Origin of the sequence: Streptomyces sp. NPDC048424 (assembly GCF_040651555.1) — a bacterium.
In the GTDB taxonomy this organism is placed as follows: domain Bacteria; phylum Actinomycetota; class Actinomycetes; order Streptomycetales; family Streptomycetaceae; genus Streptomyces.
This window is the reverse complement of record NZ_JBEZKE010000064.1, coordinates 1-13,592: the sequence shown is the minus strand read 5'-3', so window position 1 is coordinate 13,592 and position 13,592 is coordinate 1. Positions and strand designations below refer to the sequence as shown.

The 13,592-nt window shown below is 71.7% G+C and carries 14 protein-coding genes and 1 pseudogene; 6 read left to right on the top strand and 9 right to left on the bottom strand.

Annotated elements, in window-relative coordinates:
* Window positions 1-119: 119 nt before the first annotated feature.
* On the bottom strand, window positions 120-1,592 hold the full coding sequence (locus tag AB0D29_RS38160) for a sialidase family protein (RefSeq protein WP_362860437.1): 1,473 nt from the start codon (window positions 1,590-1,592) through the stop codon (window positions 120-122).
* A gap of 526 nt (window positions 1,593-2,118) precedes the next feature.
* Entirely contained in the window at window positions 2,119-2,394 is a 276-nt protein-coding gene (locus AB0D29_RS38155; protein WP_362860436.1) for a hypothetical protein, read from the bottom strand.
* A gap of 468 nt (window positions 2,395-2,862) precedes the next feature.
* Here AB0D29_RS38155 and AB0D29_RS38150 point away from each other — a divergent pair, with 468 nt between their 5' ends.
* A complete protein-coding gene (locus tag AB0D29_RS38150; protein ID WP_362860435.1) occupies window positions 2,863-3,075 on the top strand; it encodes a hypothetical protein in 213 nt (70 codons plus the stop codon).
* 217 nt (window positions 3,076-3,292) lie between these two features.
* Here the strand turns inward: AB0D29_RS38150 and AB0D29_RS38145 are convergent, their stop codons facing one another.
* A complete protein-coding gene (locus AB0D29_RS38145; RefSeq protein ID WP_362860434.1) occupies window positions 3,293-3,883 on the bottom strand; it encodes a hypothetical protein in 591 nt (196 codons plus the stop codon).
* A 192-nt stretch (window positions 3,884-4,075) separates the two neighbouring features.
* On the opposite strand from AB0D29_RS38145, the gene AB0D29_RS38140 reads away from it, so the two are divergent.
* Window positions 4,076-4,282 (top strand): cold-shock protein, encoded by a 207-nt coding sequence (locus AB0D29_RS38140; RefSeq protein WP_081524690.1) that lies wholly within the window; start codon window positions 4,076-4,078, stop codon window positions 4,280-4,282.
* Between the two features lie 119 nt (window positions 4,283-4,401).
* Here AB0D29_RS38140 and AB0D29_RS38135 read toward each other — a convergent pair whose 3' ends face one another.
* Window positions 4,402-5,007, bottom strand: a complete 606-nt coding sequence (locus AB0D29_RS38135; protein WP_362860433.1) for a hypothetical protein — start codon at window positions 5,005-5,007, stop codon at window positions 4,402-4,404.
* A 209-nt stretch (window positions 5,008-5,216) separates the two neighbouring features.
* Here AB0D29_RS38135 and AB0D29_RS38130 point away from each other — a divergent pair, with 209 nt between their 5' ends.
* The 3 genes from AB0D29_RS38130 to AB0D29_RS38120 are packed head-to-tail and all read left to right on the top strand — an operon-like array spanning window position 5,217 to window position 8,451.
* Entirely contained in the window at window positions 5,217-7,319 is a 2,103-nt protein-coding gene (locus AB0D29_RS38130) for a helix-turn-helix transcriptional regulator (protein ID WP_362860432.1), read from the top strand.
* Window positions 7,320-7,322: 3 nt separating this feature from the next.
* Complete coding sequence (locus AB0D29_RS38125) at window positions 7,323-7,877, top strand: XRE family transcriptional regulator (RefSeq protein WP_362860431.1); 555 nt, start codon at window positions 7,323-7,325, stop codon at window positions 7,875-7,877.
* Between the two features lie 46 nt (window positions 7,878-7,923).
* Window positions 7,924-8,451, top strand: a complete 528-nt coding sequence (locus tag AB0D29_RS38120; protein ID WP_362860430.1) for a 2'-5' RNA ligase family protein — start codon at window positions 7,924-7,926, stop codon at window positions 8,449-8,451.
* Between the two features lie 133 nt (window positions 8,452-8,584).
* Here the strand turns inward: AB0D29_RS38120 and AB0D29_RS38115 are convergent, their stop codons facing one another.
* The 3 genes from AB0D29_RS38115 to AB0D29_RS38105 all read right to left on the bottom strand — a co-directional run bounded on the left by AB0D29_RS38115 (window position 8,585) and on the right by AB0D29_RS38105 (window position 11,650).
* Entirely contained in the window at window positions 8,585-8,968 is a 384-nt protein-coding gene (locus tag AB0D29_RS38115; protein WP_362860429.1) for a hypothetical protein, read from the bottom strand.
* A 70-nt stretch (window positions 8,969-9,038) separates the two neighbouring features.
* Window positions 9,039-9,959, bottom strand: a complete 921-nt coding sequence (locus AB0D29_RS38110; RefSeq protein WP_362860428.1) for an NlpC/P60 family protein — start codon at window positions 9,957-9,959, stop codon at window positions 9,039-9,041.
* Between the two features lie 428 nt (window positions 9,960-10,387).
* Window positions 10,388-11,650, bottom strand: a complete 1,263-nt coding sequence (locus AB0D29_RS38105; RefSeq protein WP_362860427.1) for a hypothetical protein — start codon at window positions 11,648-11,650, stop codon at window positions 10,388-10,390.
* A 264-nt stretch (window positions 11,651-11,914) separates the two neighbouring features.
* On the opposite strand from AB0D29_RS38105, the gene AB0D29_RS38100 reads away from it, so the two are divergent.
* Window positions 11,915-12,874, top strand: coding sequence for an MBL fold metallo-hydrolase (locus tag AB0D29_RS38100; protein WP_362860426.1), 960 nt, complete (start codon window positions 11,915-11,917; stop codon window positions 12,872-12,874).
* 12 nt (window positions 12,875-12,886) lie between these two features.
* On the opposite strand, the gene AB0D29_RS38095 is transcribed toward AB0D29_RS38100, so the two are convergent.
* Window positions 12,887-13,102, bottom strand: a complete 216-nt coding sequence (locus AB0D29_RS38095; RefSeq protein ID WP_362860425.1) for an I78 family peptidase inhibitor — start codon at window positions 13,100-13,102, stop codon at window positions 12,887-12,889.
* A gap of 160 nt (window positions 13,103-13,262) precedes the next feature.
* A pseudogene (locus AB0D29_RS38090) lies at window positions 13,263-13,592 on the bottom strand (hypothetical protein); the annotation flags it as partial.

The following is a 13,592-nucleotide window of genomic DNA, read 5'->3' as shown; positions in this document are numbered from 1 at the left end:
GCGGTCGGGCAGCAACGGCTCGATCCGTGCCCATTGGGCGTCAGTCAACGACACACATCAACCAACGATCAGATGATCCGTAAGAAACGGCCTAGGTGATTTATTCGAATTCGGTCAGGTCAGTGGGTGCGGAGACTGGTGGTGTACACGTCCGTACGGTTGTGTGGTGCGTCGGAGTGGGTCTCGGTGAGCACCGCCCGTACTCCGTTGCCGTCTGCCACGAGGCCTTGGTAGTCGCCGAGGAAGTAGCCCCCGGCGAACGGTGCCTGCAGCCAGTCGAAGACCCGCGAGATCTGTCGTTCGGTCCGCAGCTTCGGGTTTCCGTGCCGCAGCGTGGCCAGTTGGTAGGCGGTGGGCAGGGTGGTGGTGTTGCCGGGCTCGAGGAAGCGCAGGTCGTAGTAGGTGAGCGCGACCGTGCCCCGCTCGGTGACCGCGATCGACGGTGAGAAGGCCGGAACGCCCTCGGGGCTGATCAGCTCCGGGGGCCCCCAGGTGCGTCCGCCGTCGGTGGACCGCACGAGCTGGACGGAGTCGAACTGTCCACCGGAGAAGTCCGAGCCCTCGTAGGCCATGTACAGCGTGCCTGTCCTCGGGTCGATGGCCGGGCTCGGCAGGGTGGCGGCGGCGCGCAGCAGTTTGGTGGGGTCGTTCAGGTCGACCTCCGGTACGGAGGTGTCCTGGGCGACGGTGACCGGGGCGCTCCAGGTCTCTGCGGCGTCGGTCGAGGTGACCACCTGGTAGCGGGCTTCGACGACGGTGCTCAGGTCGTCGGAGTAGGTGATCCGGTCGAAGAAGTCGTACAGGGTGCCGGTGCGCCGGTCGACGACGATCAGATGGCCGATGGTCTGGGTGTTGGGCACGGCGCTGGTGTCGACGAACGGCCGGGCCTCGCTCCAGGTGCGGCCGCCGTCGCGGGTGAGGGAGATGTAGCCGGGGCCGTCGAGGGAGCTGGGGCCGGGTGGGTCGTTGTCGAGGCGGTTCCAGACCTGGTAGGCGGTGCCCTTGCGGATCGGGTCGGCGGTGAGTGAGGGCTTGTCGTTGAAGAACGGCTGCTCGTCGACGTGCGTGGTGGTGAGGTTCTGCCAAGTGCGGCCGCCGTCGCGGGACGTGACGGCCAGGAGGGCGCTGCGCGTGCTCTTCGTGAAGTCGACGCCCTCCCCGCTGGCGTAGACCGTGCCGTCCGGTCCGGTGCTCACCCAGGGGTCGGAGGCCCGTTCGTAGTCCGCGCCGCCGGGGGCGCACAGGCTGAACGGCAGCGTGCTCTGGTGGAAGGTGTGTCCGTCCGTGGTCCAGCCGGCCGCCAGGCCGCGGGCGCCGCCGTCGTTCCAGCGGTCCTGCTGGAACACGGTGACCACGCGCTTGGGGTCGCGCGGATCGACGGACAGGTACGGCTCGACCTCGGTGCCCGGGTAGACGATGCTGTCGGGGGACCTCGCTCCGATGGTGCAGTTCGCGTACGGGTCACCGTGGGACACCTTGACCAGTGGTGTGCCGTCGGGGTTCTGGTCTGCTGCGGCGGGAGTCGTGCCGGTGACCGTGATGAGCAGGAGCGCGGCGGTGGTGACGGCGGTCAAGGGCAGGAAGACGCGCATGCGGGATCTCCTCCGGGCCGGTCGGCCGGGGCACGGGACCGCCGTCATCGGGGCGGCTCGGGGCGGCTTGGGGCGCGGAGGCGTACCGGAACGCGAGGGTGGGGCGACTCCGCTTGGTCCTTTTCGGCGTTGTGGCCGGTGCCCTTGATGGGCCGAACGACGGAGTCATCACCGCAGTCGTCCCCGGAGTCATCGCCGGGGTGGTCGAGGACACGGCGGAGCCGACCGGCGGGTGCGCTGTGCCGGTCGGCTCCTTGGCCGTGCTGTTACGTCGTCGTCTCGTAGGTCTGCGGAGAGGGCCGTGGGCCGTATGGCGGTTGGCGATGCGGGGTTCGTGGAGATGCCCTGACTCATCCCGACCGTGGACTGGTTGCCCAGACGTGCGCCGAGCGGTCAGGTGATCGGCTGCGAGGTCCCGTCAGGCATCGCGCAGACGACGTTGCCGGAGTAGGGGCGTGAAACGACCTGTCCGCCGGCGGCCGTGCAGTCGTCTCTGGAGATGTTCGGAGTCGAGGCGCGCGGTCCTCTAGCGCGGTTCGTGGGCCGCTGCCCGGCAGGCACCGCTCGCGGCGCCGCCCGCCACTCCGGCTTCGTTCAGCCCGGTCACACAACTCTGCAGGTCTCCGACCACGCCACGGCTGCAGGCCGCCGTGACGGAGTCGGAAGCGGTGGCACCGGCCTGTTCGGCCATCCGTGTGCAGGCGGGGATGTCCGCCCTGACGGCGGGAGCGGCGAGGACCGCACCGCCGAGGGTGAGGGTCAGGCCGGTGAGGGCACCGGCGATACGGGTCGACGTGCGCATGGGACGCACCTGCCTTCCGGGTGGTCGCGCGGTCCCGGTCCCGGTGGGCCGGGTACACGCGGTAAGGCCGGCCGGCGACGCTCGGTGAGTGGTGCTCCCGGCCGGCGGGCTCACGAACTGACCGCACGATTGCGCGTCGCTTCCTTCGAGCCGCACCGGGACGTGGTCGCCAGGCCGAAGGAGAGGGCCGCGGACCGGATGGGACGTGCTCGGACCTCCACTCGCGGGCCCTCACTCCAGCGTCGCATCCTCTCCCCCGCCCGTCCTGTGCACCCCTCCGGAGCAGCGAAGGGACCACCCGTCGGGCCGGGGGTGGTCTCTTCGTTCCAGGTCCCGTCGTGCGGGGTCGCGTCTCCGATCCCGTACCCGGCAGCATCCGCACCCGAATGGCTCAACATGACGTGCCGCCCCCATGGGTGAGAAGCTGACTAGTGCCCCAACCGAGGCAATCCGCGAAAGGGGAACCGAATGCGCATTCGACGAATGTTCGCCGCCGTCATCGCCACGGCAGCCCTCGCCGGACTCGGTCTCACAGGCGCCGCCACCGCCGCCGCCACCGCACAGGGTGCCCCAACCGTCGTCACCCCCTCTCAGTGCAAGCAGGGCGGCGGAACGCCCGCGATCAATGACGCGGGCAACTACTGCAAGGGCGGTACGTACGACGGGGAGCAGGTCGACTGATCCCACAAGGCGCCCCGCAGCCACGCGCCGCGGGGCGCTCGCGCACGAGCCCTGGCCGGGAGAGTCGCGGGGACCGCGCCGACGGCCCCTGCGAAGGCGGCCCCGGCGTTCCGGGCCTTGCGGGCCGCACGCCGGCGGTGGCGCCTTCCGGAAAGGCCCCTGGCCCTCCAGCAGTACATCCAGCTGGAAGGCTCGCCGGGGAGGATCGCTGTGAGGGTCAGCCGATGCGGACGGTGACCTCGGGGAGGGGTACGGGTATGTCGGAAAGGTTCAGCTGGAGCCCGGCCAGGGTCAGATAGGTCTGCGAGTCGGTCAAGGCGGAGGTGGTGGACGGCGCCTGGGTCTTCCCGCGCGTGCTCACCAGCAGGTACCAGCCCCCGCGCTTGTAGCTGCGGGCGGAGGGGTCGGGGCGGTCGCCGTTCGGGTTCAGCGTCCAGCCCTGGCGCTCCAGGTCGGCGCAGATCGTGTTCATGTCCGACTGTGCGGCGGTCTTCTCGCGGACGGCCGTCCAGCCCGTCCTGTTCGAGTTGGCGCCTGTCGCGCCGATCGGGCGGCCCTGCGCCGGGTCGAGGCCCGCCGCGCTGACCGCGGTCCGGATCACCTCGTCCACCTCGTCCCGTGTGAGGGGCGGCGACGTGGACTCCGGTGTGGGCGCCACCGTGGACGGGGACGGCGTGGGCGCGGGCGCGCCCAGGTGGACGCGCCCGTCGTCGTCTATCTGGACCTGGTCCGGCATGACCACGGCGGCCAGACTCACGACCAAGGTCGCGGCCAGCCCGATCCACACCCTCTTCAACAGCGCGTTCAACGCGAAACTCCCCCCGAGTGATCATTCAGAGGGAGTCTCACACATCCTGCGCGGCGCCCGCAGGACCAGGCGAACGGCGCCTGTTTCGAGGCCGCCCGGTGAGGTTCGCGTGTGATGCGGGGGCGGATGGGCACCATGGGAGACGACTGCGCAGCGCAGCGCGGCCCGTACGGCATATCGATGGGGACACCGATGGCAACAGGCATTGTGAAGTGGTTCAACTCGGAGAAGGGCTTCGGGTTCATCCAGCAGGACGACGGCGGCCCGGACGTGTTCGTCCACTTCTCAGCCATCCAGACGACCGGCTTCAAGGAGCTGGCGGAGGGCGCGAAGGTCGAGTACGACGTCACCCAGGGCCCCAAGGGACCGCAGGCCGAGCAAGTGGTACCCATCGGCTGAGGGGCCCCGTCCGCGCCCACCCGTGACGAGAGCCCCCTGCCGCAGGTCCGGCAGGGGGCTCTCGCGTGTTCCTTGGCCCCGCGGAACGGCCCCGCGGAACGCCGCTGTGGTGCGTGGCGTTACCTGTCCTGCGCGCTCAGGAGCAGGACCAGGGCCTTGGAGTGGGTGGTGCCGAGCGCGGTGGCCACCGCTTCGGCGGACATGCCGTCGTCGCACAGCGCGCCGGCGCTCTCCCGGCCGGCCCGGGCGGCGATCCGCTCCAGTACCCCGGCGGCGCGCAGCGCGGCCAACGGCGCGTCCGCGGCCGTGGCGTTCAGCTGCTCGGCCATCTCGACCAGAAGGGCGGCCAGCCGTTCAGGCAGCGGGACGGCGGCGTCGCGGACGACGGACAGGTGTGCGGTCCAGTCCGCGAGCGGTCCCGCGAGGTCGACGTCCGCTTCGTAGAGGGGCTGGTCGCCGATCGTCTCCCAGTCCAGGGGGTACTCGGCGGCGCCGCGCCATCCGCACGCGCACACGGCCCGGAGGGCCTCGGCGCGGGGGCGGCGGGACCGGCCGTCGTAGGCCGTCCAGTGCGAGGTCGACGGCACGTCCGGACCACTTCCGACATCGAAGTACACCGGGCCCGGCTCGCCGCCGCCGACCAGTACACCCACCGCGCCCGCGTGCGCGTCCCCGAAGTCCACCGTCCACCAGTCCCAGTCCACCAGCACACCGCCCTCTCCCACGTCCCTGCCCTGCCGACAGGCGCCTGCCGGATCCCGTCTGCAACCCTGCCCCGGCCGCGCACCCGCCCACACCCGGCCGGCCCCAACAACCAGTGCGGTTGGACGGGCTCCGCGGCGCACCTCGAAAACACGACACACCCGGCAGGGTTAAATCCAACGTCTGGGCGAGGTTAATTTTGCTAGGGTTCGGGATGGAGGTGGTGGAGGAAATGGCCACGCAGGAAGAGCTGTTCGACGCGGTGGACGCGCTGCTGGAGGGTGAGCCGCAGTTGCCGCCGCCGGCGGAGCGGGCACGGCTGCGTGAGGCGGCCGGTGTCACCCAGGCCCGGCTCGCGGCCGCGTTGAAATCGACGCCGCAGACGGTGAAGAACTGGGAGAACGGCCGCTCCGAGCCGAGGCCACCGCGCCTGCAGGCCTATCTGCGGCTGTTGGACGGCTGGGCCGAGCGATACCCCGCGCCGGCTACCGATCCCGGGCCCGCGCCCGCGCCTGCGGCGGTTCCGGAGGCGTTCACCGGCCCCGCGGAGCAGCCCGCCGAGTCCGCCCGGCCCGCCGCTGCACCGGATCCTCTCGTGAAGGCGCCGGTGGAGGCAGCCGGGCCGTCGGCGGCGTCGCGCCGCCCGGCGAGGAAGGCCTCCGCACTGCCGGCCGTCGACCCGCAGTTCCCGCACGGCCCGCTCGTGGTGCTGGACGGTGACGGGAGCGCGTACGGCGTGGACGGGACCGTGCTCGACTGCCCGGCCACCACCGTCGCGCAGTTGGTGGAGTGGACGCTGGCCGAGTCGGGGATCGGCGCGCCGCGGCTGAACCGCAACGGGAAGGACTCCGATCCGCTGGTCGTACTGACCGCAGAGGCCGCGGTCCGGTTCGGGCTGCCCGAGCGGCTGGAGGGTCACGAGCAGCGCCGCTCGCTGCGGCTGGCCGACGACCACCCGGTCGTCAAACAGGTGGCCAGGGCGAAGTGGAAGCTGACGCAGCGCGGCTTCGGTCCGTGGGCGCGGATCTACCGGCCCGCGCAGACCGGGCAGCGGCAGTGCGTGCAGCTCGCGGTCCTGTCGTGGGACGCCCTCGATGCGCGGTCGTGGCCGGGGGTGGCGGAGATGGAGCCGGCCGAGGTCGCCCGCGTGCTGGGTACGTACGCGGCCCGGGTGATCACACCGTGCGGCTCCACCGCCACCTCCGGGCTGGAGCTCATGACCGCGCTGCGGCCGCCGACCCGCGCTCTGAAGAACGAGAACACGGGTGAGTGGGCGTCCGCGTACAACCCGGGCTCGCTCGGCAGCGAGCCGATGGACCCCGCACCACCGGAGGCACCGACCGAGCATCCTGCCGCGCAGGGGTGGACGGGTGGGTTCTTGGACGAGGAGGCGTTCCAGTGGGTGCGGGACCCCCAACTGCTCACGGATGAGGAGTGCCTGCTGCCGTACGCGGTCGGCCTGGACCTGAACACCGCGTTCCTCGCGGCCTCCGCGCGCCTGGTCGTCGGGCTGTCCGCACCCGACCACTTCCACCGCCCGGCCTTCAACAAGAAGATTCCCGGGTCCTGGCTGGTCGACCTGTCGCACATCGAGCTGGATCCGCGGCTGCCCTCGCCGTTCACGCCGTCCGGGCAGCGGCCCGAGGGGCCGGCCTGGTACCAGACGCACACCCTCGCCTATGCGCAGGAACTTGGCTACGAGGTGCAGCCGGTGGAGGCGTTCCTGCGCAGGGAGACGGGTGCCTATCTGGATCCGTGGCACGACCGTCTCAAGACCGCGTACGCCGATACGCTCGCCGACCTCGGCGTCACCCCGGACTTGGACGACCGGCAGTTCCTCGCCGCCATGGAGCACCACAAGCAGGTCGACCCCGCGATGGCGGCCGTGCTCGCCGCGATCAAGGCCACCGTCAAGGGCGGCATCGGCAAGCTCCGCGAACGCCCCCAAGGGCGCCACTACCGGGACGGGGAACGCTGGCCGGCGCTGGAACGGCCGACCTGGCGACCCGACATCCGGGCGGCGGTCATCTCCAAGGCCCGCGTCAACATGCACCGCAAGATGGCCAACACGGCGAGGGCGACTGGGCAGTACCCGCTCGGCGTGCTCTCCGACTGCGTCGTCTACGCGAGCACCGGGCCTTCCCCGCTCGACTTCCTGCCCTACACCACCTCCGGCAAGCCGCTCCCCGGCGCCTTCCGCCTCGGCACGACGCCCGGCCTCGCGAAGGTCGAAGGCGTCCAGGAGATGGCGTGGGCCGTCGACCTCATGGAGAAGGGCCTCAACCCCGCCCGCCACATCAAGGGCGGCGACGCCGTCACCGACGAAGGGGAGTAGGCCGTGGGGGACATCGACGAGGCGATCGAGCGGGCCGACCGGGAGTCGTTCACCCGGGAGCCGCCCAAGACGCTGAAGGGCCGCATCAACTTCCTGATGGGGAAGCTGAAGACCACGAAGGCCGTGGCCGCCGAGCTCGGCGTCAGCCAGCGGTCCGTCGAGCGCTACCGCACCGGGGACCGCAAGGCCCCGCCCAAGGCGATCACGGACCGGATCGACGCCGCGGTCCGCGACCGCTGGCAGCCGGGGGTGCGTAACCGGCGGCGCAAGCAGGCCGCCGCCACCAGCGGCATCACCGTCGAGACCCGCGCCCGGTTCGGCTACACCGCACCCATCGGCACCACCGACGACGGGCGGATGCGACGGCTGACCGTCCACCTTCCACCCGCCTACGCGCAGCGCCTCTTCAACGCACAGCAGCAGGGCGCCGGCGATCCGGAACTCCGCGCGATCGTCGCCGAAGGCCTCCAGGAGACCTACTTCAAGGACGGCGGAAGTCGTGCCGACCACCTCGAAGTCGAGTTCACCGACATCGACTACATCGACGTCTCGTTCTGAGCAGGGTCCGGGTCGGGGCTCGTAGCCGGCCTGCGATGATGACGGAGTGCCAGAGCCAGGGACCACTGCCGTCGTCATCGTTCTGCCCGGTGCCGCCCCGCTCCTCGATGCGGCGTGGCGTATCGACCCGGCTCTGGTGCGTCATGGGGTGCCGGCGCACGTCTCGCTCCTCTACCCGTTCGTGCCGGAAGCGGCGCTGACGGGTCAGGACGAGAAGGGCGTGCGTTCCCTGGCGGCGAGTTTTCCGGCAGCGGATCTGGTCTTGGAGGAGCTCGTGACGGCGTCCGGCTTCGTCGGCGTCGCCGTTCCGCAACTCCAGCCGATCGTTGACGCGTTCCGTGACCAGTGGCCCGGGGTGCGCCCGTACAGGGGCCGTTTCGGGGCGCGGCCCGCCGCCCATGTCACGGTCGCCATGGGTGCGGACGACCCGACGGTCTCCGCCCGTGTCCGCGCTGCGGTCGGCAGCCTGCTGCCTCTGCGCACCCGTGCGGCCGCGGTCCAGCTGGTGGTGCTGACGGAGGAAGGCTGGCGGCCGCGGTTCACCGCGCCGCTCGGCAGCCCGGACGGCAGGTGAACAGGCCGCATCCCGAGAGCCCGTGGGCCGTCACGGGCGGGGAGCCGAGCCCGGTGTGAGAAGGGCGCGGCTCCCCTGGTTCGTGGAGACTGCGGGCCGGCGCCACGTCCGTCGCGCCGGTGCCTTCAGGGCATCAGCACTCGCGCAGGCCCGGCGCGGGGTCGACCGACGTGTGGACGTCCACGGCCGCGACGTTTCCCCACTGGCCGTTGTCCAACTGGGTCCAGTACCAGACGTTGTTGCCGCCGGCGTGCTGGTCACCGCGGCCCCAACACTGGAACCAGCTGGGGCTCGTGTTCAGCGGCCCCCGCACCGCGGAGTTGTAGCGGCGGTGCTCGTAGCCCTTGGCGCCGACCCGGTTGCCGCACCACAGTTTGCCGTCGGCACGGACCCCGCATTCGGCGGCCGAGCTCTCGCCGGTGGCGGGTGTCGCCGCGGCGGGCCCGGTCACGCCGGCCATGGCGCCCGCCAGTGCGACGGCGGTGAGCCCCAGGACGATCTTCCTGCCTGCGTACATGCTTCCTCCTCGGAAGGGCTCCCTCGGGAGCCGGGTGATGGGTGTGCGTGGTCAGTGGTGCGGATGGTGCTCAGGGGCAGGTGCGTACGCCGTCCAGCCAAGCGGCGCCCTTGATGTAGATGTTGGTGATCCACGCCCCGTAGTCGGGCAGGTAGGACCAGGCGTCGTTGGTGTAGCCCTCCGCCGTCACCGTTTCCGCGTGTTTCTGGCACTCGACGCGCACCGTGGTCGGGCCGGGGAAGCGGTGTACCCGCGGGCTGGTGGTGGACGGCTCCTTGTGGGTCCACACATCGGTGCCCCACGTGCTGAACGTGCCGGGTGCGGCGGCCGGCGCGATGCGGACCGCTCCCGCGTAGTCCCCGCCCAGCCGTACGTCGCTGACGGTGATCCGGGTACCCGATTCCCGGGCCTCGACCATCTTCCCCGCGCCCAGGTAGATCGCGATGTGGTGGACGGAGCCCCCCGACCCCCACGCCAGCAGGTCCCCCGGGAGCAGCGGCCCGGTCCCCTGGGCGGCCGTGAAACGCTGGTTCACCTGTGGCGAATGGAACTGGTGGTACGCGTTGCCGGGCAGCGGGTCGCCGCCGGCCGCGCGGGCGTAGGCGTACCGGACCAGTCCCGAGCAGTCGAAGCCGAGCCGCTCCGGGTCGTGTGCGCTGTCCGGATCGCTCGGGTCGACCTGACCGTACGTCGGCCCCGGCTGTTGCCCGTGGCCGCCGCCCCAGGTGTACCAGACGCCGATCTGTTCGCACGCGGCTCCTACGGCCCGCTCAGCCACCGGGGAGGCCCCGGGGGCGAGCACGCCACATGCCCCGGCTGCCCCCGCTGCCTTCGGTACCGCGACCGCCGTGGTGTCGCGGGCACCTCCCCAGGTGGCCAGGAGGGTGAGCACCGCCACCGCCGCGACCGCCGTTCTCCGCATCGCCATGTCCGGTCCCCCGTCCCCGCCGCGCGGTGTCCCGCGGGTCGTCGTGCCCGTCGTGGTGTTCACGGCGTGCTCGTCTACGGAGCACGGACCGGCCCTCCGTCCGTCGGTCGGGCACTTTGAGACTGTGCCCCGCCACCCCTGCGTGTCGAGGAAGCGCAGGTCGCCCACCGCAACGGGCAACGGGAAACTCCCGGGAAACCCCCACCCACCAGGCCCTTTGAACATCCGTCAACAGGCCGCTCGGTGGGGGGCGGGACGCCGGCTGCCCAACGCCGGACGTTGCCCGCGCCGCAACACGACCGTCCCGGCCGCGTTCCTCAGCGGCCGGGACGGTCGGTACGGTCGAGGACCCCGAGCTTGAAGTCCGAGAAGGGCACCCGCCGGGTACGGGGCAGCGACACCTCCACCAGCCGCCCATCGTGGATCATCCACAGTCCGAAACAGTCGCCGAACACCCCGGGCGGGGGGCCTGCCGCGGCCCCCCGCCGGTGTCACAGCCGTGCGGCGATGAGGTCCAGGTCCCCGCGGGTGAAGCCCGGGCCGTCGGAGCCGTCCGGGGCGAACGACTCGATGACGGCCTGGACGACGGGAGCGGCGTCCGTGCCGCCGACGTCGGTGAACTGCACGTTGTAGAAGACGAGCCGGCCGCCGACGTCCTCGTTGGAGATCTCGAGGACCTCGTCGAGCCAGTCGGCCGTCTTGGCCACGTTGCCCAGGGAGCGGTCCAGCTCGCGCAGAGCGCTGCGGCCGATGCCCGGCAGCAGCGTCGCGGCCAGGGCCGTGGCGTCGGCGAAGGTGCGTACGTCGGGCCAGAAGGTGTTGATGGGGCGGGGCCGGGAGGCGTCCGTGAAGTCGAAGAAGGTGAGCGTGTGGCGGACGCACACGTGGTGCACGTTCTGCTCGGCCGCCGTCAGCGTCAAGGTGACCTGCCGTCCGCCCACGGTGCCCCGTACCGTGGCGGTCGCGGCCGTCGTCGCCGAATCGGTGTACGCCGCGATCGACGGCGCGTTCGACCGGGCCTCGGCGAAGAGGCTCCGGCCCTGCTCGACCGTCGGGAACGGCGTCAGCCCCTTGCGCAGGTTCTGCTTGGTCTTGGAGTCGTACACCCACTGCTCGCGCAGGGGCGGGTACAGCACCCGCCCGTCGCGGTCGACCCGTTCGGCGGCGGTGTGCGCGGTCCGCAGGTGCCGGTGCAGGGTGGTCCACAGCGCGGCGTCGTACACGCCGCGCCCGCCGTCCGCCTCGGCGGCGGCCAGCCAGGCGGTCTCCAGCTCCTTGAGCGCGAGCGACACGGCGTCCAGTCGGCGGGTGCCCGGGCGGTCCGGCGACGGCTCGGTGTCGGGGTCGAAGTTCATGCCCGGGTCGTTGGCGGGGCTGTGCGGGCCCAGCGACACCATCAACGGCAGGTTCCACAGCAGGCGGTGCGGGTTGGGGCTGCCGCCGGGACCCGCCATGGCCACGGCCTCGGCGACCGCCTCGCCCGCCACGGCCCAGCACAGGTTCCAGAACGTCCGAGCCGCCCCTTGGAGCTGCGGGTTCTTCGAGTTCCAGGCGGGGGTGAGCTGTTCGGCGATCGAGCTGAGGCGCTCCTTGGAGATCTTGTGGTGCAGTGCGCCGGTCTTCCACTCGGCGGGTGACGCGTAGGCCTGCTTGCCGTCGTTCAGCGGCTTGACGGCCCACTTGGTCTTGTCCGGTATCTCGCGGGCGCTGCTCGGTGGTGGGGCCGGCCTGCCGGTGGCTGGAGACGTTGTCATGGCGCTCCCCTCACGGCCCGCTGAGCGCGGACCGCGCTCATCATCGGTCCCCGGGGAGCGGCCGTCCACCGGTTCCGGCGCACGGGGAAGGGCGGAGACGACGGGCACCGCAAGGGCTGCCGCTACCGCCCCGTACGCCCCAGCCGGCACGCTCGGTGACGATCCGTGAGGCAGGTCGCGCGCCGGGAAAACCGCGGGCCGCACCGGCGGGGCGCCCGCTACGATCGGCCCCTCACCCGATCATGGCGGCCGACGGAGGCACCGATGACCCTGGCCCCCGCGCGGACGCCCGCCCACCCCGAACGGCTGGGGCGGGGACACCCGTTCCGCCAGTGGAAGACCTGGCGCATACCGGGGACCGAGCTCACCCTCACCGGGTACTCGCGCGCCAACGACAAGACGTTCTTCCACATCCCGGAGTTGCGCTGCGCGCTCGACGCCGGGCTGGCGGAAGGGCGCCGGCCGGAGACGGTCTTCCTCACCCACACCCACCACGACCACTCCAAGGACCTCGACTACCTCGCCGCCCGGCCCGACGGTGTCGACATCCATCTGCCCGCCGCGTCGGTGCCGTACGTGGAGGCCTTCCTGCGGGCCTCCGCCGAACTGAACCACGGCCCCGCCCACGACCCCTCGCTCGCCGCGGGCTGTCGGCTGCACGGGGTGCGCGGCGGCGACGAGTTCACGTTCGGCCGCCGCGGGCACCGTGTGCGGGTGGTGGAGTGCGTCCACAAGGTGCCGTGCGTGGGGTACGCGTTCTCGGAACCTGGCAAGGCGCTGCTGCCCGAGTACGAGGAACTGCGGCGCGGCCTCGTGGAGCAGGGCCGGGGTGCGGAGTTCGGCCGTGTCCTCGCGGAGCGCCGCAAGGAGGGCGCCGAGGTCGAACGAGAGGTGCTCAGGCCGTTGTTCGCCTTCCTCGGGGACACCCACGTGAGCGTCTTCGAGGACAACCCGTGGCTGTTCGAGTACCCGGTGATCATCACCGAGTGCACGTTCCTCGACGATGCCGAGCTGGCGCGGGCCGAGCGGGTGGGGCACACCGTGTGGAGCCGGTTGAAGCCCGTCGTCGAGGCCCACCCGGACACCCTCTTCGTCCTCACCCACTTCAGCCTGCGCCATGGCGACCAGGACGTGCTCGACTTCTTCCGCGACGAGCGGCCGGAGAACGTGCTGCTGTGGGCGCATCCGGAGAGCCGGCTGCCCGAACAGCACCAGCACGGATAGGGTCGGCCGCGGTCAGCCGCTCCAGGCCCTGCGCACTCTGCCGTCCTCGACCTCGAAGTTCAGCCTGCCTTCGAGGTACTCCATGGTCAGAATCGTTCCGGGCGGGACCATGCGCACAGCCGTCCAGCCGCGCGCTCGCGCCCGGCGCTCGGCCTCGCCGGCGTCGAGCCCTGCGTAGCGCGCCGGATCGTCGGGGGCGGGTGAGGAAGAGGAAGCGGAAGCAGTCATGGCTCTTACCTGCCCCGCCCCTGCGCGGAGTAGCGCACGGAAGCCGGAAAGGCTGAAGCCCCTGGGGCCCGGCGGGCCCGACAGGGGCTGATCAGCTGCATGGCGGCTTCACCGTGTGAACCGATACGGGCACGGGGAGCTACGTCGGCGGGTCTCAGGGTCAGCCGGCAGCGCCCGGGGCCGCTTCCACGGGGGCCTCACCGGTCTCCGCGGCCGGGGTCTCGGTCTCCGTCGTGGGGGCCGGGGTCTCGGTGGTGGGGGTCTCGGTGGTGGGCGTCTCCGTCTTCGGGGTCTCCGTGGTCGGCGTCTCCGTCTTCGGGGTCTCCGTCTTCGGGGTCTCCGTGGTCGGGGTCTCCGTCTTCGGGGTCTCCGTGGTCGGCGTCTCCGTCTTCGGGGTCTCCGTCTTCGGGGTCTCCGTGGTCGGAGCGGGCTTTTCGGGCTTGTGCTCGCAGTAGACGGTGCCCTTGTAGAACTTGCAGCCCGGCATGTT